Origin of the sequence: Methylobacterium sp. J-078 (genome assembly GCF_022829285.1) — a bacterium.
Taxonomy (GTDB): Bacteria; Pseudomonadota; Alphaproteobacteria; order Rhizobiales; family Beijerinckiaceae; genus Methylobacterium.
The window spans coordinates 137880-157587 of the sequence record NZ_JAKSYI010000060.1; the positions used below are offsets into that span (position 1 = coordinate 137880).

The 19708-nt window shown below is 70.9% G+C and carries 15 protein-coding genes; 13 read left to right on the forward strand and 2 right to left on the reverse strand.

Translation table 11 applies throughout. The annotated features are described in order from the left end of the window. Nucleotides 1–1649: 1649 nt before the first annotated feature. Nucleotides 1650–2603, forward strand: coding sequence for a 2-hydroxyacid dehydrogenase (locus MKK58_RS08765; protein WP_243911704.1), 954 nt, complete (start codon nucleotides 1650–1652; stop codon nucleotides 2601–2603). Here MKK58_RS08765 and MKK58_RS08770 read toward each other — a convergent pair. Continuing rightward, nucleotides 2600–2977, reverse strand: a complete 378-nt coding sequence (locus MKK58_RS08770) for a winged helix-turn-helix transcriptional regulator (protein WP_243911705.1) — start codon at nucleotides 2975–2977, stop codon at nucleotides 2600–2602. The genes MKK58_RS08765 and MKK58_RS08770 overlap by 4 nt on opposite strands. Nucleotides 2978–3074: 97 nt before the next feature. Between MKK58_RS08770 and MKK58_RS08775 the strand changes: the two genes are divergently transcribed. The 12 genes from MKK58_RS08775 to MKK58_RS08830 all read left to right on the forward strand — a co-directional run bounded on the left by MKK58_RS08775 (nucleotide 3075) and on the right by MKK58_RS08830 (nucleotide 19115). After that, nucleotides 3075–4139 (forward strand): SDR family oxidoreductase, encoded by a 1065-nt coding sequence (locus MKK58_RS08775; protein ID WP_243911706.1) that lies wholly within the window; start codon nucleotides 3075–3077, stop codon nucleotides 4137–4139. A 132-nt stretch (nucleotides 4140–4271) separates the two neighbouring features. Beyond that, entirely contained in the window at nucleotides 4272–5891 is a 1620-nt protein-coding gene (locus MKK58_RS08780) for a gamma-glutamyltransferase family protein (protein WP_243911707.1), read from the forward strand. 136 nt (nucleotides 5892–6027) lie between these two features. Then, nucleotides 6028–7533, forward strand: a complete 1506-nt coding sequence (locus MKK58_RS08785; RefSeq protein ID WP_243911708.1) for an ABC transporter substrate-binding protein — start codon at nucleotides 6028–6030, stop codon at nucleotides 7531–7533. Nucleotides 7534–7549: 16 nt separating this feature from the next. Further along, entirely contained in the window at nucleotides 7550–8494 is a 945-nt protein-coding gene (locus MKK58_RS08790; protein WP_243911709.1) for an ABC transporter permease, read from the forward strand. 205 nt (nucleotides 8495–8699) lie between these two features. Beyond that, the gene (locus tag MKK58_RS08795; RefSeq protein WP_243911710.1) at nucleotides 8700–9608 is read left to right on the forward strand and encodes an ABC transporter permease; all 909 of its coding nucleotides are present in this window, start codon (nucleotides 8700–8702) and stop codon (nucleotides 9606–9608) included. A 2-nt stretch (nucleotides 9609–9610) separates the two neighbouring features. Further along, complete coding sequence (locus MKK58_RS08800; RefSeq protein ID WP_243911711.1) at nucleotides 9611–10639, forward strand: ABC transporter ATP-binding protein; 1029 nt, start codon at nucleotides 9611–9613, stop codon at nucleotides 10637–10639. After that, nucleotides 10636–11565 carry an ABC transporter ATP-binding protein gene (locus MKK58_RS08805; protein ID WP_243911712.1) on the forward strand — a complete coding sequence of 310 codons (930 nt, stop codon included), beginning with the start codon at nucleotides 10636–10638 and terminating at the stop codon, nucleotides 11563–11565. Before MKK58_RS08800 ends, MKK58_RS08805 begins: the two co-directional genes overlap by 4 nt. Before the next feature lie 20 nt (nucleotides 11566–11585). Next, nucleotides 11586–13163, forward strand: a complete 1578-nt coding sequence (gene ggt / locus MKK58_RS08810) for a gamma-glutamyltransferase (protein WP_243911713.1) — start codon at nucleotides 11586–11588, stop codon at nucleotides 13161–13163. A gap of 111 nt (nucleotides 13164–13274) precedes the next feature. Continuing rightward, nucleotides 13275–15356, forward strand: a complete 2082-nt coding sequence (locus tag MKK58_RS08815; RefSeq protein ID WP_243911714.1) for a glycosyltransferase — start codon at nucleotides 13275–13277, stop codon at nucleotides 15354–15356. Beyond that, a complete protein-coding gene (locus tag MKK58_RS08820) occupies nucleotides 15353–16462 on the forward strand; it encodes a glycosyltransferase (protein WP_243911715.1) in 1110 nt (369 codons plus the stop codon). Before MKK58_RS08815 ends, MKK58_RS08820 begins: the two co-directional genes overlap by 4 nt. Before the next feature lie 216 nt (nucleotides 16463–16678). Further along, a complete protein-coding gene (locus MKK58_RS08825) occupies nucleotides 16679–18154 on the forward strand; it encodes a GumC family protein (protein WP_243911716.1) in 1476 nt (491 codons plus the stop codon). Between the two features lie 148 nt (nucleotides 18155–18302). Then, a complete protein-coding gene (locus tag MKK58_RS08830) occupies nucleotides 18303–19115 on the forward strand; it encodes a WecB/TagA/CpsF family glycosyltransferase (protein ID WP_243911717.1) in 813 nt (270 codons plus the stop codon). Between the two features lie 11 nt (nucleotides 19116–19126). Here MKK58_RS08830 and MKK58_RS08835 read toward each other — a convergent pair whose 3' ends face one another. Beyond that, nucleotides 19127–19699, reverse strand: coding sequence for an NUDIX domain-containing protein (locus tag MKK58_RS08835; RefSeq protein WP_243911718.1), 573 nt, complete (start codon nucleotides 19697–19699; stop codon nucleotides 19127–19129). Between the last annotated feature and the right edge of the window lie 9 nt (nucleotides 19700–19708).

Here is a 19708-nt window from a genome sequence, read left to right on the forward strand (position 1 = left end):
CTGAAGCCTGCCGCGTAGCTGATGAAGGCCTCGGCGATGTCGGCACGGCGCTCTTCGCAAACCAGCGAGCGCGGGAGGCGGGTGAGCCAGCCGTGCGTTCGCCCCATTGTCCACTGGTAGCGACCAAGCCTCTCGTTGCTGTCGATCTTCCAAGAGGCAATGCGCGGCACGCTCCCGCGTCGCCGGCAATCATAACGGCGAGTTCTAGCATTGTAGGCCTTATTGGTGGGCCGCATGACTGGGCGGCGTCGCGGTTACCCCCGTCCGTTCCGCAACGGCGAAGAAGCATCGAGAAACGGGATCATCGTTACGCTATCATGCCTATTAGCCATGTTCAGGAAGGAGCGAAGCGGCACGCAAGGTGTGTAGGTGACGAGGCTCCACTTCGTGCCCAGCTTACATCAGTTCGTCGGTTTCGGGCAGATGGCAGAGGCCTATTTCTGAGTGGCACAATTGGGTACACTCGGGCTTGGCGCCAAGTCTACGCCAGGAGGAAGGATCGCGTGGGAATTCGGACGAGAACGAAGGAATCGACCATTCGGAATCAGATTCAGAACTAAGACACTACCTTAGGCTTTGGTCGACTTGACTGCGAATTGACTGGAATCGTGGGGGCTCTCTCGCAGCAACTGATGAAGGCGAGCCCCTGCACCGGCGGCTTCCCAACCCCGCAACAGGCGTCAACAACTCAACTCGCAGCTGGACGCTCTGCAATTGAGCTAGGCATTTAGATGCGACAAGCGCTTGGTCACGTGATCACATTTTAGGACAGTTTCACACCCTGGGGGGAGAGGGCGCTTCGCGATATGATTTGAACCTTCTGTAGGGAGGGGGGGGGAGATGCCAGAATCAATTCCGGGAAAAAATCAGCCTCGAGAAGCCTGAGGTTTGCTAACTAATAACTCTTTCAAATCAGTTTCTTAGTCGAAATACGATTTCGACGCATCCAGATCCTAGGATCCATTATAAGAAAATTTTCTGATATACAGCTGGATTGCCGCGCAGTCACACGGGACCGCCAATTCTGCGGGATGCCTTGCTAACTCCGGCATGGCAACCCGAGGAGTCGAAATGCTTCTACACTCAATTTGCGGGACAATCCCGCCTACTTCGATCGCCAGAGCCTGTATGGAGACAGCGGCTTCTTCAGTGGTGGCGTTCATGGGCTTGCCACCACCTCAACGGAAAAAGGGGGCGATGGGCAAAGGCGTATGACACCGTGATGTGAGACGTTCAAGTCGAGACGTTGGACTATCAGATGCAGCTCGGATGGAGTTGTCTTGGCCGCCTTCGACGAGAGCGAGACGCACGCAAACGGTGTGCACTGGTCGATCCCACAGCTGAGGCCAGCCGATGTGGCCGCTCGTTGACTGGGCTTGTTGCAACCAGTTGCACGACGATTTGCTTTAGCGGTAATCCTGGGGCACAATGTGGGTCACAGAGGGGCGGGCGGTAAAAGCTGTATCCTTGCAATATCAGTGTCTTAGGTAGTGGTTCTAGCTCGTGGGCCCATTCCGTCCCTGGGCACCATTTATTTCCCGAGCATCTTCAGTCTCCCCAACGTCGCGCTGATCCATCGATCTTGACGACGCGTGGCGGAGGCGTATGGCCGGCCTCACCCGGCTGCACTCTTCTCTGGAACGACCCGCATGGCGCCCGATCGGACACGGCCCCCGCTTCTGCTCGTCACGAGCCTGGAGCCGGCGGACGAGGCGGCCTGGCGCGCGGCTCTGAGGCGGGCCATGCCGGACGAGACTCTGGCGAGTCCGGCCGATTCCGATGCGGTGCGCGGGGCCGAGATCGCCATCGTGGCGAACCCGCCGCCCGGTGCCCTCGCGCGGCTGCCCGCTCTGCGCTGGATCCACAGCCTCTGGGCGGGCGTGGACCGCCTGCTCCTCGACGCGGCGCTGCCGCCGGTGCCCGTGCTGCGCCTCGTCGATCCGGCCCTGGCCGGCGCCATGGCGGAGGCGGTGGCCGCCGCGGTGCTGCACCTCCACCGGGATTTTCCGCGTTATGCGGATCAGCAGCGCCGGCATGTCTGGGTGCAGCATGAGGCGCGCCCGGCGCAGGGCCGCACCGTGACCCTGCTCGGCCTGGGTGAGATGGGGCGCGCGTCGGCGGCCGTCCTGCGCGCGCTCGGCTTCCCGGTCCAGGGCTGGAGCCGCTCCGGCGCGGCCTGCCCCGGCGTCGCGGTGGTCTCGGGTCCGGACGGGCTGGCACGCGCCCTCGATCGGACCGACATCCTCGTGAACCTGCTGCCCCTCACGGACGAGACGCAGGGCATCCTCGGCCACGACATCTTCGCGCGCCTGCCCCGGGGCACCGGCCTCGTGAATTTCGGGCGGGGCGCCCATGTCGTCGAGGACGATCTGATCGCGGCACTGGATTCGGGCCATCTCGGCCATGCCATCCTCGACGTCTTCGCGACCGAGCCGCTGCCGCCGGGGCACCGCCTCTGGGACCATCCGGGCGTCACGATCCTGCCCCACGTGGCGGCGCCGACGAGCCGCGCCTCCGCCTCGGCGATCGTGGCGGCCGCAATCCGGTCGTTCCGCGAGACGGGCGCGGTGCCCGTCGGCGTCGACCGCGCGCGCGGCTACTAGCGGCGCGACGTCGGCCGGGGCTTCAGGTCGTCGAGGGCGTCGGCATTGGCCCGGCCCCAGGCGTAGAGGATCTCCACCGGCTCGACGAAGCGGCCGCCGAGGGGAGTCAGGCGATACTCCACCGCGGGCGGCACCGTGCCGGCCACGTGTCGGGTGAGGAGGCCGCTCGCTTCCATGTCCCGCAGGGTCTGGGTCAGCATCTTCTTCGAGATGCCGGGCAGGCTGCGCTGGAGCACGCCGGTGCGGGCGCACCCGGCATGGCGGGCGTGGAGCGTATGCAGCACCATGCTCGTCCACTTCGTGGCGAACAGTTCGAGCACCCGGCGCGGCGCGCAATCCTCGCGCCACGACTCGTCCGCGCTCCGCCTCTCCATCGTGGTTACCTTCTGGTGCCTATGACCCCGAACGGTGCCGTCTGGTCGGGGGCGGACTCTCTCCATAGGTCCGCCTCAGATCAAGACGGAGACTTTCATGACCCGAACGGCCCTCATCGCCGGCGTCAGCGGCATCGTCGGCAACAACCTCGCCCGGCACCTCGTGTCGGAGGGCTGGTCCGTGGCCGGTCTGGCCCGGCGCCCGCCGGCCGACGTGCCCGGCGTGACGCCGGTGGCCGCCGACCTGCTCGACCCGGGAAATCTGCGCGAGGCCCTGGCGGAGGTCCGCCCCACCGACGTCTTCATCACGACGTGGCTGCGCCAGGAGACGGAGGCCGAGAACATCCGGGTCAACGGCGCGATGGTGCGCAATCTCCTCGATGCGCTGCGGCCAAACGGTGGCGTGCAGCATGTCGGACTGGTCACGGGCCTCAAGCACTATCTCGGCCCCTTCGAGGCCTACGGAAAGGGCACGCTGCCGGCCACACCCTTCCGCGAGGACCAGGGCCGCCTCGATGTCGAGAACTTCTACTATGCGCAGGAGGACGAAGTCTTCGCCGCCGCCGCGCGGGATGGCTACGGCTGGAGCGTTCACCGGCCCCACACCATCATCGGCTACGCGCTGGGCAACGCCATGAACATGGGCGTGACGCTGGCCGTCTACGCAACGCTCTGCCGCGAGACCGGCCGCCCCTTCCGCTTCCCGGGCTCGGCCACCCAGTGGAACGGGCTCACCGACATGACGGATGCCCGCATCCTGGCGCGCCAGATCGCCTGGGCCGCGACCACGCCGGCGGCCCGCAACGAGGCCTTCAACATCGTCGACGGCGACGTCTTCCGCTGGAGCTGGATGTGGGGCCGGATCGCCGAGTGGTTCGGCGTGGAGCCGGCACCCTTCGACGGCACGATCCTGCCCCTGGCGCAGCAGATGGACGGGGCCGCGCCGCTCTGGGCCGAACTCGCCGCGCGGCACGGCCTCAAGGAGGCCGATCTCAGGCGCCTCGCCTCGGCTTGGCACACGGACGCGGATCTCGGCCGGCCGATCGAGGTCGTCACCGACATGAGCAAGAGCCGGCGCCTCGGCTTCCTCGACTACCAGGCCACCGACGATGCGTTCTTCGACCTGTTCGCGCGCCTGCGGGCCGAGCGGGTCATTCCCTGACGCGCGCGCCGTCCCGCGCGGCGGGGGATCGCGGGTGACCGGCATGCCCTGAGCAGCCGGTCGCCCGACTTGGCGGCCCGGCCGTTCGTCGCCATCATCGCCCGATCCTTCGATGCGCGAGACCCCGATCCGATGAAGCCGTTCGACTGGACCACCGGCTACCCCACCGTGCGGATGCCGATCTTCGGCCGCAACATGGTCTCGACCTCGCACGCGCTCGCCGCGCAAGCCGGCATCCGCATGCTCTGGCAGGGCGGCAACGCGGTGGACGCCGCCATCGCCACGGCGGCGGCCAAGACCATCACCGAGCCCTGCAGCAACGGGCTGGGCTCGGACGCCTTCTGCATCCTGTGGGACGGCCGGCAGCTGCACGGGCTCAACGCCTCGGGCGGGGCGCCGGCGGCTTGGACCCCCGACTACTTCACCCGAAAATACGGTGCGGCCGAGCGGCCGCCGATGCGGGGCTGGGATTCCGTCACGGTGCCGGGCGCCGTCGCCGCCTGGGTCACTTTGAGCGAGCGCTTCGGCAAGCTGCCCTTCGCGGATCTCCTGCAGCCTGCCATCGCGATTGCCGAGCGCGGCTACCTCGCGCCGGTGGTGGTGCAGCAGAAATGGGCCGCCGCCGCCAAGGTCGCCGACCTCGTGCGCCAGCCGGGCTTCGCCGAGACCTTCCTGCCCCACGGGCGCGCTCCGCACGTGGGCGAGCGCGTGACCCTGCCGGGCATCGCCCGCGCGTTGCGGGCCATCGCCGAGACGAAGGGGCGCGCCTTCTACGAGGGCGAGATCGCCGAGGCCATGGCCCGGCACGCCGCGGCGCATGGCGGCGCCATGACGGTGGCGGACCTCTCTGCCTTCCGGCCCGAATGGGTGACGCCGACCGCCAAGGATTACCGGGGCTACACGCTCCACGAGATCCCGCCGAACGGACAGGGCATCGCCGCCCAGATCGCCCTCGGCATCCTCGAATCCTTCGACCTCGCGGGCCTGGCCCCGGACGGGCCGGAAGCGCAGCACCTCCAGATCGAGGCGATGAAGCTCGCCTTCGCCGACACCTACCGCTACGTCGCCGACGCCCGCAGCATGGCGGTGACCCCGGAGGCGATGCTCGACCCAGGCTATCTCGCATCGCGCGCGAAGCTGATCGACCCGCGCCGGGCTCAAGTGTTCGGCGCCGGCAACCCGGTCCGGGGCGGCACGATCTACCTCACGACCGCCGATGAATCCGGCATGATGGTGAGCTTCATCCAGTCGAACTTCATGGGCTTCGGCTCCGGCGTGGTCGTGCCCGAATGGGGCCTGTCCCTGCAGAACCGCGGCTACGGTTTCGTGCTGGATGCGGCGAGCCCCAACGTTGTGGCGCCGGGCAAGCGGCCCTTTCACACCATCATCCCAGGCTTTCTCACGAAAGACGGCGCGCCCGTGATGAGCTTCGGCGTGATGGGCGGCAACATGCAGCCGCAAGGCCACGTGCAGACCCTGGTGCGGATGATCGACCACGGCCAGAACCCGCAGGCCGCCTGCGACGCGCCGCGTTGGCGCTTCAACGCCGGCCTGGAGATCAACGCGGAAGCCGCGATGCCGGCCGCGACCCTGCAGGGGCTGGTGGAGCGCGGCCACCGCGTCGACGTGATCGAGGACAGCTACCAGGATTTCGGCGCCGGCCAGTTCATCTGGCGCATGGGCGACCCCGGCACCGAGGGCTATGTCGGCGCCAGCGATCCGCGGCGCGACGGGCAGGTCTCGGTCTGGTGATGCCGGGTCGTTGCAAAGCGGCCCGCTGGCACAGATAATGTATACACTTTTGGACGTGCCGACCGGATCGACCCTGCCGCGCGTCCCGCGCGGACGAACGCCGATCCCGAACGGTCCCTGACCCGAAGGACACTGGATGCTGCGTCTGTTCGCTGCCTGCCTCGCCGTGGGCGCTGTCTCGCTGTCACCCGCTCTCACACGCTCGGCGCAGGCCCAGACCCTGCGCTTCGGCCTGATGGAGGACCCGGACGCCCTCGACCCGACGCTGGCGCGCACCTTCACCAGCCGCATGGTCTTCGCCGCGATGTGCGACAAGCTCGTGGATATCGGCCCCGACCTGAAGCCGGTGCCGCAGCTCGCCACCAGCTGGAACCTGTCGGAGGACCAGAAGGCGCTCACCATGACCCTGCGGCCGGGCGTGCTGTTCCATGACGGCGAGAAGCTCGACGCGGCGGCGGCCAAGTACAGCATCGAGCGCCACCTGAAGCTCCCCGGCTCGCAACGGCGCGGCGAGATCGCGCCGATCGACCGGGTCGAGGTCGTCGACGACCTGACCTTCAAAATCTTTCTCAAGACGCCGTTCGCGCCCCTCATGGCGCAATTCACCGACCGGGCCGGGATGATGGTCTCGCCCAAGGCAGCCGAGCGGCTGGGCGACAAGTTCTCCACCGCCCCCGTCTGCGCCGGGCCGTTCCGGTTCGTCGAGCGGGTGCCGCAGGACCGGATCGTGGTCGAGCGCTTCGACGATTACTGGAACAAGGACCAGATCCACCTCAAGCGCATCGAGTTCCGGCCGATCCCCGACGGCACCGTGCGTTTGACCAACCTGCGCGCCGGCCAGCTCGAACTCCTGGAGCGCCTGACCCCCACCGACCTGCCGCAGGTGACCCGGGACCCGAAGCTCAAGGTCGGTTCGACCATCGAGCTCGGCTTCCAGTCCATCGTCTTCAACCCGAACAGGGCCGGCTCGGCCGTGGCCGACCCACGCGTGCGCGCCGCCTTCGATCTCGCCATCGACCGCAACGCCCTGAACCAGGTGGTGTTCAGCGGCGAGTTCCTGCCCGGCAACCAGTGGGTTTCCCCGAAGCACCCGGCCTATGTGAAGGACTATCCCCTCCCGAAGCGGGACGTCGCCAAGGCCAAGGCCCTGCTGGCCGAGGCCGGCGTGCCGAAACCGTCCGTCACCCTCACGGTCTACGCCAACAACGAGGCGCCCCAGGTGGGCCAGGTCATCCAGGCGATGACCCGCGAGGCCGGCTTCGACGTGAAGCTCCAGGCCACCGACTTCACCACCGCGCTCGACGCCGCCGACAAGGGCAACTTCGACGCCTATCTCTACTCCTGGAGCGGACGGCCCGACCCGGACGGCAACACCTTCAGCTTCCTGGCCTGCAAGACGCCCCTGAACTACGCCCGCTACTGCAACGCTGAGGCGGATGCGGCGCTCGCCGCCGAGCGCGCCACGGTCGACCCCGCCCAGCGGGCGCAAGCCTGGAAGCAACTGGCCGATCGGGTGATGGCCGACCGGCCGCTGATCTACCTGTTCCACCGCAAGCTGTTCTGGGCCTACAGCACCAAGCTTTCCGGCTTCACGCCCTATCCCGACGGCCTCGTGCGTTTCACCGGCCTCACGCTGAACTGAGGCGGGAGCCCGGCCGATGCTGCGCTTCCTTGTCCAGCGCCTGGCGCTCGCGATCCCCACCCTGGTGATCGCCTCGATGATCATCTTCACCCTGCAGCAATTGCTGCCGGGCGACACCGCGACCGCACTGTCGGGCGAGGAGCGCGACCCCGAGGTCATCGCCTTCATCCGGCAGAAGTACCACCTCGATCAGCCCCTGCCCGTGCGCTACGCCCTCTGGGCCGGCGGTGTGCTCCAGGGCGATCTCGGCGAGTCGATCCGTCTCCAGAAGCCGGTCATCGACCTCGTGATCGAGAAGCTTCCGGTCACCCTTGAGCTCGCCTGTCTTGCCATGCTGGTGGCCCTCGTCATCGGTGTGCCGATGGGCATCCTCTCGGCGGTGAAGCGCGGCACCGCCGCGGACACGATCGCCAACGGCATCGCCCTCTGGGGCCTGTCGGTGCCGAACTTCTGGCTCGGCATCCTGATGATCCTGCTGTTCTCGGTCCAGCTCGGCTGGTTGCCCGCTTCCGGCTACGTCTCGCCCTTCGAGAGCCTGTCCGAGAACCTGCGCTCCATGGCGATGCCGGCCTTCGTGCTCGGCAACGCCATCGCGGCGGTGATGATGCGCCACACCCGCGCGGCGATGCTGGGCGTGCTCGGCTCGGACTACGTCCGCACCGCCTGGGCCAAGGGCGTCTCGCCCTTGCGGCTCATCCTGCGCCATGCGCTCCCCAACGCCGCGATTCCCATCATCACCCTGGGCGCCCTCGAATTCGGGCAGCTCCTGTCGGGTGCGGTGCTGACCGAGCAGGTCTTCTCGGTGCCGGGCTTCGGCAAGCTCATGGTCGATGCCGTGTTCAACCGCGACTACGCCACCGTGCAGGGCGTCGTGATCTGCACCGCCACCACCTACGTCCTCCTCAACCTCGCGGCCGACCTCCTCGCGGCCTTCGTCAACCCGAAGCTGAGGCGCGCGTGAGGATGAGCGAACCCTGGGCACAGGCCTCGTCCGAGGATTGTGCGCCTCTCCTCCCCCTTGCGGGGAGGAGTTGGAGGTGGGGGTGGCTCCGCCAGCCTCCGCAGCCTGAGGGTCGCCCAACCACCCTCACCCTCGATCCCTCCCCGCAAGGGGGAGGGAAGCGCGCCCTTTTCGGGGATGACATGATCAACGGAAACGGCCCCCGATGACCAAGGCCGCCATCGCCCCGGCCGGCGTCGCCCTGCCGGCCGCCGAGCCCGTCCCCCGCGCCGAGCCGGGCCCGATCCGCGAATTCTGGACCCGCCTGAAAGCGCGGCGCAGCGCCATGCTCGGCCTCGTCATCGTGGTGGCGCTGATCCTGATGGCGGTCTTCGCCGACTGGATCGCGCCCTACGATCCCATCGCCACGGACTGGGGCGCGATCCGGACCGCGCCGAGCTGGGCGCACCCGTTCGGCACCGACGAGGTCGGGCACGACGTGCTCGCGCGCATCGTCTTCGGCGCCCGCGCCTCGCTGGGGGCGGGCCTGACCTCGGTCGCCCTCGCGGTGGCGCTGGGCCTGCCGTTCGGACTCATCGCCGGCTACGCGGGCGGCGTGGTCGACATGGTGATCATGCGCCTGACCGACGCGCTGCTGGCGATCCCGTTCCTCATCCTCGCCATCGCGCTCGCGGCCTTCCTCGGGCCGAGTCTCACCAACGCCATGGTGGCGATCGGCCTCTCGGCGACCTCGACCTTCGTGCGCCTGACCCGGGCGCAGGTGCAGGCGGTGGCGGCGGAGGAGTTCGTGGAGGCGGCGCGTGCCGTCGGCAATCCGCCCTGGCGCATCGCGATCCACCACATCGTGCCCAACATCGTGCCGGCGATCCTGGTCCAGGCGACGCTCACGATCGCGGCCGCGATCATCGCCGAGGCCAGCCTGTCCTTCCTGGGCCTCGGGCAGCAGCCGCCCGAACCCTCCTGGGGCTCGATGCTCAACGTCGCCAAGAACTTCCTCGAGCAGGCGCCCTGGATGGCGATCTGGCCCGGCGCCTCGATCTTCCTCGCGGTGCTGGCCTTCAACCTCCTGGGCGACGGCCTACGCGACGCCCTCGACCCCCGGCAGAGGACCTGACGATGGCGCAGGCGAGACAGACCCTGCTCGACGTCCGCGATCTTGCCGTCGCCTTCGACAGCGAGGGCGGCGCGGTCCACGCGGTCAACGGCGTGTCCTACACGCTCGCCGAGGGCGAGACCCTCGGCATCGTGGGCGAATCCGGGTCGGGCAAGAGCGTGCACGTGCTGGCGATGCTGGGGCTGATCCCGCGTCCGCCCGGCCGCATCACCGGCGGGCAAGTGCTGTTCGAGGGCCGCGACCTCCTCGGCCTGCCGGAGCGGGACCTGCGCAAGGTCCGGGGCGGGCAGATCGGCTTCGTGTTCCAGGATCCGATGAGCTCGCTCAACCCCGGCATGACGGTGGCCGCGCAGATCATCGAGCCCCTGCGCATCCATCTCGGCCTCGACGGACGCGCGGCCCGCGCCCGCGCCAAGGACCTCCTCGACCTCGTGCGCATTCCGAACGCGGGTGCGCGCCTCGACCAGTATCCGCACGAGTTCTCCGGCGGCCAGCGCCAGCGGGTGATGATCGCCATCGGCCTGTCCTGCCGCCCGAAGCTCCTCATCGCGGACGAGGCGACGACAGCCCTCGACGTCACCGTGCAGGCCGAGATCATCGCGCTGGTGCAGGAGTTGAAGCGCGAGATCGGCATGGCGATCGTCTGGATCACCCACGATCTCGGGGTGGTGGCGGGCATCGCCGACACCGTGCAGGTCATGTATGCCGGCCGCATTCTCGAGCGCGGCCCCGTGGACGACATCTTTCGCGATCCACGCAGTGCCTACACGCTCGGCCTGCTGCGCTCGCTGCCCGACCTCAGCCGGGGCCGGGCCGGGCGCCGGCGCCTGCACCAGATCGAGGGCGCCCCCCCCGACATGCGCCATCCGCCGGCGGGCGACCCCTTCGCGGCGCGCAATGTCTACGCGACCCCGCGCTGCCTGACCGAGGCGCCGCCCCTGGCGCAGGCCCCCGGGGCCGCGCCGGGCCATCTCGTGGCCGCCTGGTACGACCTGCCTGCGCGGCTCGCCGCCGAGGAGGCCGCGCGATGAGGCCCGAACCCGCCGACCGCTATCCGCTGCTCTCGGTGCGGAATCTCAGCAAGCACTATCCCTTACGCAGCTGGTGGGGCGGCAAGGGCTCGGTGTTCCGGGCGGTGCAGGATGTCAGCTTCGACATCCGGCCGGGCGAGACCCTGGGGCTGGTCGGCGAATCCGGCTCGGGCAAGTCCACCATCGGCCGCGCCGTCACCATGCTGAACCCGCCCAGCGCCGGCACCGTCGCCTTCGAGGGCACGGATCTCGCCAAGCTCTCCGCAGGGGAGATGCGCCGGATGCGCGCCCGCATCCAGATGGTGTTCCAGGACCCCTACGCCGCCCTCAACCCGCGCATGAGCATCGGCGACTACGTGGCCGAGCCCTTCCGGCTTCATCGGCCCGGCATGGTGCGGGCGGAGCGGCGCGACGAGGTCGAGGGCCTGCTCGCCCGGGTCGGGCTCGATCCGCGCTTCGCCCGGCGCTACCCGCACCAGTTCTCCGGCGGCCAGCGCCAGCGCATCTGCATCGCCCGCGCCATCGCGCTGAAGCCGAGTTTCATAGTCGCCGACGAGCCCATCGCGGCGCTGGACGTCTCGATCCAGGCCCAGGTCGTGAACCTGCTGCAGGACCTCCAGGACGAGCTCGGCATCTCGTACCTGTTCATTTCCCACGACCTGCGCATGGTGCGCTACCTCTGCCAGCGCGTCGCCGTGCTCTGGCACGGCCGCGTGGTCGAGCTCGCCGAGGCGGACGCCCTCTACGAGGACCCGCGCCACCCCTACACCCGGCGCCTCCTCGGCGCGGTGCCGGTGCCGAACCCGGTGGAGGAGCGCGCCCGTCTGCGCGCCGCCTCCCTCCTGCCCCCCGCCGACTCGGACGCCATCGGCGGTCTGGTCGAGGTCGCCCCCGGCCATTGGGTCGCCGACACCCGCTATTCCTGACCCTTCGAGGACCCGACACCGTGAGAGATTTCTCGAAACCGGGCCGCTCGCCCGTCTATGCCGCGAACGCCGCGGTCGCGACCTCGCATCCCCTCGCCTCGCTGGCGGCCATCGAAATCCTGAAGTCGGGCGGCAACGCCGTCGACGCGGCCATCGCGGCCGTGGCGGTGCAAGGCGTGGTCGAGCCGGCCATGACCGGCATCGGCGGCGACTGCTTCGCCCTCTACGCACCGAAGGGCGCCTCCGTCCCCATCACCATGAACGGCTCCGGCCGCAGCCCGGCGGCCGCGCACGATTCCTGGTACGTCGCGAACGATGTGGCCATCGGGCCGACCTCGCCGCACGCCGTGACGGTGCCGGGCGCCGTCGCGGCCTGGGCGCGGCTGCTGGCCGACCACGGCACCCGCAGTCTCGGTGAGCTTCTCCAGCCCGCGATCCGCTATGCGGAGGAGGGCTACGCGGTGCAGCCGCGCGTCGCCTACGACTGGGCGCGCAACCGCGACAAGCTCCGGGCCGATCCCGGCTCGGCCGCCGCCTACCTCGTCGACGGCGAGGCGCCGAAGGTTGGCACCACGATGCGCCACCCGAAGCTCGCCGCCACCCTGCGCCGCATCGCCGAGCACGGCGCACCCGGCTTCTACGAAGGCCCGGTGGCCGAGGACATGGTGCGCACCTTGCGCGAACGCGGCGGCCTGCACACGCTGGAGGACTTCGCGGCGGCCGCGCCCGAATACGTCACGCCGATCTCGACCCGCTATCGCGGCTACGACGTCTACGAGTGCCCCCCGAGCGGCCAGGGCCTCGCCGCCCTGATGATGCTCAACGTGCTCTCGCAATACGATATCGGCGCGCTCTCCGAACTCGACCGGGTCCACCTCTTCGCCGAGGCCTGCAAGCAGGCCTACCACCACCGCGACGCGCTCTTCGCCGATCCGGTGGTGAATGCCGTGCCGGTCGAGCACCTCCTGTCCCAGGCCTGGCAGGCGCGGGCGCATGGGGCCATCGACATGGCCCGTGCGCAGGAGCCGGTGCTGTGGCCGGAGATCCGCCACACCGACACGGTCTATCTCTGCGTGGTCGACCGCGACGGCAACGCGATCTCGCTGATCAACTCGATCTTCCAGGGCTTCGGCAGCGGCATCACGGCGCCGGAGAGCGGCGTGCTGCTGCACAATCGCGGCTTCTCGTTCCGGGTCGAGCCCGGCCACCCCAACACCATCGCGCCGTCCAAGCGCCCGATGCACACCATCATCCCCGGCATGCTGATGCGCGACGGCGCGGTGGTGGCGCCCTTCGGCGTGATGGGCGGGCACTACCAGGCCATGGGCCATGTCGAACTGCTCACCGGCATCATCGACCGGGGCCTCGACGTGCAGGAAGCCCTCGATGCACCGCGCAGCTTCGCCTATGGCGGCGGCATCGAGCTGGAAGGCGGCTTCGAGCCCGGCCTCGCCGAGGGGCTGGCCGCGCGCGGCCACCTCACGGTGCCGGCCCCGGTCCCGATCGGCGGCGGCCAGATCATCTGGATCGACCCGGCCACCGGCATGCGCGCCGCCGGGTCCGATCCGCGCAAGGACGGCTGCGCCCTCGGCTACTGAGCGGGGACGCGGCGCGACTCACGGAAGATTCAGTCCTTCGCCGCCATGGTCCGGGCGACCGGCCGGCAGCGCGATCCGCGCGGGCCGGAAACGAGGGACGATCGACGTCACGTGACGAACCCGCGCGAAGCCTCTCCGGTGACGACGGCGCCGGACGCGGAGGGCTCGGCCTACGGGCCGGCCGCCCACGGCGTCGCGGACTGGCCCTTCGGCACGCCCGCCTCCGCGACGCCCTGGCCCGCCCTGCCCGGGGGTGCCCCCTGGCCGCGCGTGCGCATCCTCACCCCGGCCTGCCCGGACGCGCCGGGCCTCGCCGCCACCCGCGCCTCCGTCCACGGACAGGCCTATCCGAACCTGCGGCACGCGGTGGTGCCGCCCGGTGATTTGCAGCCGGCGGCGTGGGGCACTGAAGCCGATTTCGACGCCCTGATGGTCCTGCGGCCGGGGGACCTGCTGGCGCCGGGCGCCCTGGCGGCCCTCTGCCTGGAGATGACCCTGAGCGGGGCCGACCTCGTGGCGGGCCTGCGCCTCGTCTTCAGCGCGAAGCTCCTCGGCCTCGACGCCTGCGCGGCCCCCGCCGGTCCCCTGCGCGATCCCGCGCCGCCGGAGGGCGATCTCGCCCCCTTCACCGGGGGCGAGATCCTCCTGGCCCGCGCCTGCGTGGCGCGCGCCGGGGGGCTCGATCCGCGCGCGGCCCACCCGGTCGCCGCGCTCTGGCCGCGCCTGGCCGAACAGGGCGCGCGGCTCGCCCGCGTCGGGCGTCCGGTGCTGCTGCAGCACGCGCCCGGGGACGCGGTCGCGCCGATGCCGGTGGGCCTGCGCATCGCCAGCCTGACCGACCGGGGCTATGCCGGCGGTGCCGGCATCGGGCACCGCCGCCTCACAGATGCCCTGGCGCTGGCGGGCCACGCCGTCGCCCATCTCACCCTGGCGGCGGAATCGCCCCCCGCCGCCGCGGAATGGACCTCGGCTTTCCCCCGCACGGTGTCGGCAATCGAAGGCGGCGGGTTCGACTTGGTCCTGGCCGGAAACCTCCACGGCGCGACCCGCAGCCCCGCGATCCTCGAGGACCTCGGGCGGCGCGTGCCGGTGGCCGCCGTGCTCCACGACCTCTTTCCGCTGACCGGGCGCTGCGCCTTCCCGGGCGCCTGCCCGCTGATCGATGCGGGATGCGACGCGCGCTGCCCCACGCCGGACGCCTATCCGCAGCTCGCGCCGAACCGGATCGCGCGCGCCTACGCGGACAAGCGCGCGGTCCTGGCCGGCCCCCACGCGCCACTGCTCCTGGCCAATTCCCACTGGACCGAGACGGTCGCGCGCCACCTCGCGCCGGCCGGCACCCGGGTCGGACGCATCGGCCTCGCCTTTCCGGCGGGCGTGTTCCGGCCCGGCGACCGCGCAGCCCTGCGGCGCGACCTCGGCCTGCCGGCGGACGACATCCTGGTGATGTTCGCCGCCGTGATCGCCGACGCACCCGGCAAGGGCGCGGCCGAACTCGCCGCGATCCTGCGGCGGATCGCCGAACCCGGGATCGGGTTCGTCGCCGTGGGGCGCCTCGACGATCCGGGCGCGTTCGGCCTGCCCGGGCTCATCGCGGCGGGGCCGATCGGCGACGAGGACACCCTGGCGCGCTGGTACGGCGCTTGCGACCTCTACGTCACGGCGAGCCGCGACGAGACCCTCGGCCAGACCCCCGTGGAGGCCGCCCTCTGCGGCACCCCCACCCTGGCCTATCGCTCGACGGGCCTGACCACGGCGGTGATCGACGGCATTTCCGGACATCTGGTCGAGCCGGTGCCGGGCGCCCTGGAGGCCGCCCTGCGGGCCCTGATCGCCGACGCACCGGCGCGGGCCCGCCTTGGCGCCCTCGGGCGGATCGCCGTCGAGGGCCGCCATTCCCACGCGGCGGCGGTGATGCAGCTCAACGACGTCCTGGTGGCGCACGGCCTGCGGCCGGCGGGCGCCGGGACCGGGCGCATCCGCTTCCGCCCCGAGATGCTCGCGCACTTCGCCATGGCGCGGGAGCGCGCACCCGGGCGCGGCGGCACGGTCCCGGGCCCCTCCGGCCCGGCGATCCGCGCCGCGCGCCGGCTGAAGCAGGCTCTCATCGGGCGTGGCATGCCGCTCTGGCTGCGCCGGGGACTCTACCGCGCCGCCCGCCTGCGCGCCGGGCTTCGGCGGAGCGCGCCATGACGGCCGCCAGCCCCCCGGGCCCGCGCCGGATCTACGTCGACCACACCCATCTGCACGGCCCCGTCACTGGCATCGAGCGGGTGGCGATCGACCTGTTCGGGCCGGAGCGCCTGAGCCCCCACGCCGTCGTACCCGTCCGTTCGCGAAGCGTGGCGCGCATGATCCTGGCCCAGCAGATCGGCCTGCCCCTGCGCCTGCTCGGCGACCGCCGGGCGCTGGCGATCTTCCCCGGGTTTCCGCCCGGGCCGATCGCGACGCTGCTGGGGACACGCTGCATCGCCTACATCCACGACACGTTCCTCCTCGACCGCCCGCAGGACCTCAACTGGAAGAGCCGGCTCTACATGGTGCCGAGCTTCGCCTTCGCGATGCGGTTCGGCCGCTGCTTCCTCGTCAATTCCCGCACCACCGGCACGGCCCTGCGCGCGCTCTGCGCGCCCGACGCCCTGGTGGCTCTCCTCCGGCCGGGGGTGCGCGACGTCTTCGGCCTCGGCGACCTGTCCCCGCCGACGCCCCGCCCGGGCGAACCGCTCCGGCTCCTGGCCATCGGCACGATCGAGCCGCGCAAGGACTATCCGGCCGCCATCGCCATCGTGGCCGCCCTCAACGCGGCGGGCGTGCCCGCGGAATTGCACGTGGTCGGGCGCGTCGGATGGGGACGCCACGCCTTCCTGTCGGCGCCGCCGCCTTTTCTTACCCTGCACGGCTACCTCGCGGACGCGGAACTGCGCAGGCTCGTCGAGCGCTGCCACCTCCTCATCTCGACCTCGAAGGCGGAAGGCCTCGGCCTGCCCCTGCTGGAGGTGCAGCACGGCGGCCTGCCCGTTGCCGCCCCGCACGGGCCCGTCTTCGCCGAGGTGCTCGGTGCATCCGGCCTCTTCATCGATCCGGCAGACCCCGCGCGCGCCGCCGCGGCGATCCGGGATTGGGTCGCGCGGAGCGCCTTCGCGGCGGCCCCGGCCGCCGCGCGGGCGAACGTCGCGCGCTGGAACGCCCTGGCCGGCGCCGATGCGGAGCGCTTCGCCCGCTTCCTGGCGATCGGCCGGGCGGCCTATGCGGAGGCCGACGCGACCGTCGCCGCGCCCCACTCCGCCGGGCCGGCGTGAGAGCCAAAACATCAAGCAGGGGGCGGACTGCGATCACCGGTGGACGCGCCAATCCGCCGACTTGGCATGCCAGGTGCGACCTTTAACACATCGGTAACGATCCCTGCCGTTCCGGTCCCGGTTTGATACGGATGGCGCTGCGGAACGGGACAGGTGCATTCAGGGTGGTACTCGGTCCGCGCCGGTGGCGGGTGGTCGAGGCGGGAGACGACACAGATGTTCGACTTCGGAAGCCCCGTCGGCGGCGAACCGGTCCTGATGGGGAAACGCGAGGCCCCCCTCGACGGCGGGGCGATCCTGCGGCGCCTTTGGCGCGGCAGCGCGTACATCCTACTCGGCGGCCTCGTCACGGTGGCCCTGGCGGTGGTGCTGCTCAACCTCGCGCGTCCGAACTACACCGCGAACACGCAGATCCTGGTCGACCCGGCCGACCTGCCGGTGATCGCCAACGACCTCAGCAACCGGCAGCCGCAGGCGGATAGCGGCGTCTCCATCGCGGAGAGCCAGGCACGCGTCGTCCAGTCCGACAACGTCCTGCGCCGGGTCGTGGAACGGCTCGACCTCGCCGACGACGAGGAGTTCGTCGTCCCCCCCTCGACCAATCCGCTGATCGTCCGGCTCAAGGCCCTCCTCGGCATGGAACCCCCGGCCGCGAGCCGCGATCCCGTCAACCTCGCCCTCGACACCCTGCGCCTGAAGCTCGGCGTGCGCCGGGCCGAGCGCACCTTCGTCATCGACATCTTCGTCCAGACCTGGGATCCGGAGAAATCCGCCCGGATCGCGAACGCCATCGCGGAGGCCTACCTCGCCGAGGAGGCGGGCGCGCGGGCCGAGACGGCGCGGCGCGCCTCGGAGGCGCTCTCCGGCCGCCTCGCCGGCCTGCGCCAGGCGGTGGAGCAGGCGGAGCGCAAGGTGCAGCAGTACCGGGAGACGAACAAGCTCGTGACCACGAGCGGGCGCCTCCTCAGCGACCAGCAGCTCAGCGACCTCAACCAGCAGCTCGTCACCGCCAACCTGCGCACCGCGGATGCCCGGTCCCGCCTCGAACAGGCCAGGCGCATGCGGACCGGCGAGGCCGGCACGGCCCTGCCCGAGATGCTGCAATCCCTGGAGATGCAGAACCTGCGGCAGCAATACGCCGCGCTCTCCCGCAACACCGCCGAACTCGCCACCCGCCTCGGCGAGCGCCACCCCGCCATGGCCGAGCAGTACGCCCAGCAGCGCGACCTCCAGCGCCTGATCCAGCGCGAGAAGGAGCGGATCATCGACACCTCGCAGAAGGATTACGACCGCGCGGTGGCGAGCGAGGCCGCCGTCAGCCGGAGCCTGGAGCGGGCCAAGACCGAGACCGCCGGCAACGACCGGGCCAATGTCGGCCTGCGCGAACTGGAGCGCGAGGTGGAATCCCGCCGCTCCGTCTACGAGACCTTCCTGCGCCGCTCGCGCGAGACCAACGAGCAGGAGCGCCTCAACAGCTCCAACGTGCGCGTGATCTCCTCGGCGACGCCGCCGCGGCTGCGCACCTGGCCGCCCTCGCCGAAGGTGGTCCTGCCGGTCGCGCTGCTGCTGGGGCTCGGCCTCGGGGCCGCCATCGCCCTGGCGCGCGGCGCCCGGCGCGACCGCCGCCGCGCCGTCCCCCCGGGCGCCGCTCCCCTACCGGGCGCGCGCAGCTTCCGTGCCGTCGATGCCTGAGCCAGGGACCGCCCTCTCGGACGTATCGACGCCTTCTTCGGAACTTCGCCCGCGCGAGCCGGGTCGTTCCCAAAGCGCGACCCGCGCCGGGATCGGATCCGCATCCGGCCTCCTCGGCGACACGCCCCACCCGGCAGGCGAGACCCGCATGAACGTTCGCTTGTTCGACATCGCCTTCACGCCGGGGAGCGCCGCCGACATTCTGAGCTTCGCCGCCGCCCAGCCGGCGACACGGCCCCGCCTCATCGTCACGGCGAACCTCGATCACGTCGTCACCCTCACGGAGAACGCGGCCTTCCGGGAGGCCTATGACGGCGCCGTCGCCCGCACCCTCGACGGCATGCCCCTGGTCTGGCTCGCCCGCCTGCGGGGCGCGCGGTCGGCCAGGCGCGTCACGGGGCACGATCTCGTCGCGGCGGCCCTCGCGCCGCCCTGGCCCGCCGGGCAGCGGCTCTACCTCGTCTGCGCCACCGAGGCCGTGGGTCGCCACCTGACCGAGCGCCTCGTCGCGGCGGGCATCGGCCGCCAGGCCATCGCCACGACGGTGCCGCCCTACGGTTTCGAGGCCGACGAGGCCTACAGCCGCGCCCTGTCCGAGGCCGTGCGGGCGCACGGCACCACGCTCCTCGTCCTGGGCGTCGGTGCGCCGCGCTCAGAGATCTGGGTCGACCGCCAGGGGGCGGCACTCGGCGCGCCCGTGGTGCTCGCCGTCGGCGAGGCCATGAACGTGGCCGCCGGCCTCGTGCCGCGCGCGCCGGTCTTCCTGCAGCGGGCGGGGCTGGAATGGTTCTTCCGCTTCCTGCACGCCCCGCGGCGGCTGTTTCGCCGCTACTTCGTGCGATCCTGGCGGCTGGTCGGGATTGGCATCCGGGCGTTCCGGAACGGCGCAAGCAAACCCGCCGACGCCGCGCCCCTCGGCCCGGTCGGTGCCCGGGCCCGGAGCAATCCGGATTCCTGCTGAGTTCGCGTGCCTCACGCTCCGGAGAACAGCTCCGGCCGGCGCAGCCGGAGGGTGAGGAGGAGGACCAGGGTCTTCAGATCGGTGATCTCGCCCCGATCGCTCATGGCAGCGAGATCGGCCAGCGGCATCTCGTGCACGGTGATGTCCTCGTTCTCGCTCGTCAGGCCGCCACCGGTGCCGATCCGGTCGGCCGCCGCGTAGGCAGCGAGGAACAGGTCCATCTGCTCCGTCGAGATCCCCGGCATGCTCCAGCCGCAGGTGACGGGCTCCAGGACGCCGAGGCGCAGGCCGGTCTCCTCGAAAGCCTCGCGGCGGGCGCCCTCCTCCGGCTCGGATTCGTCGAGGAGACCCGCCGGCACTTCGAGGACGCTGGCGATGCCCGCCGCGTAGAGGGCCGGAGCCCGGAACTGCTCGACGAGGAGCGCGACCCGGCGGTCCGGGTCGTAGGGCAGGACCGCCACGGCGCGTCCGTGATCCTCGATCTCGCGCGCGAGCCGGGTGCCGTCCGCCATCGTCACTTCCGCGACGAGGAACCGGCTCCAGCCGTCATGCACGATCCGGGTGCCCCGGATGATGGGCGCCATGCTGTTCTC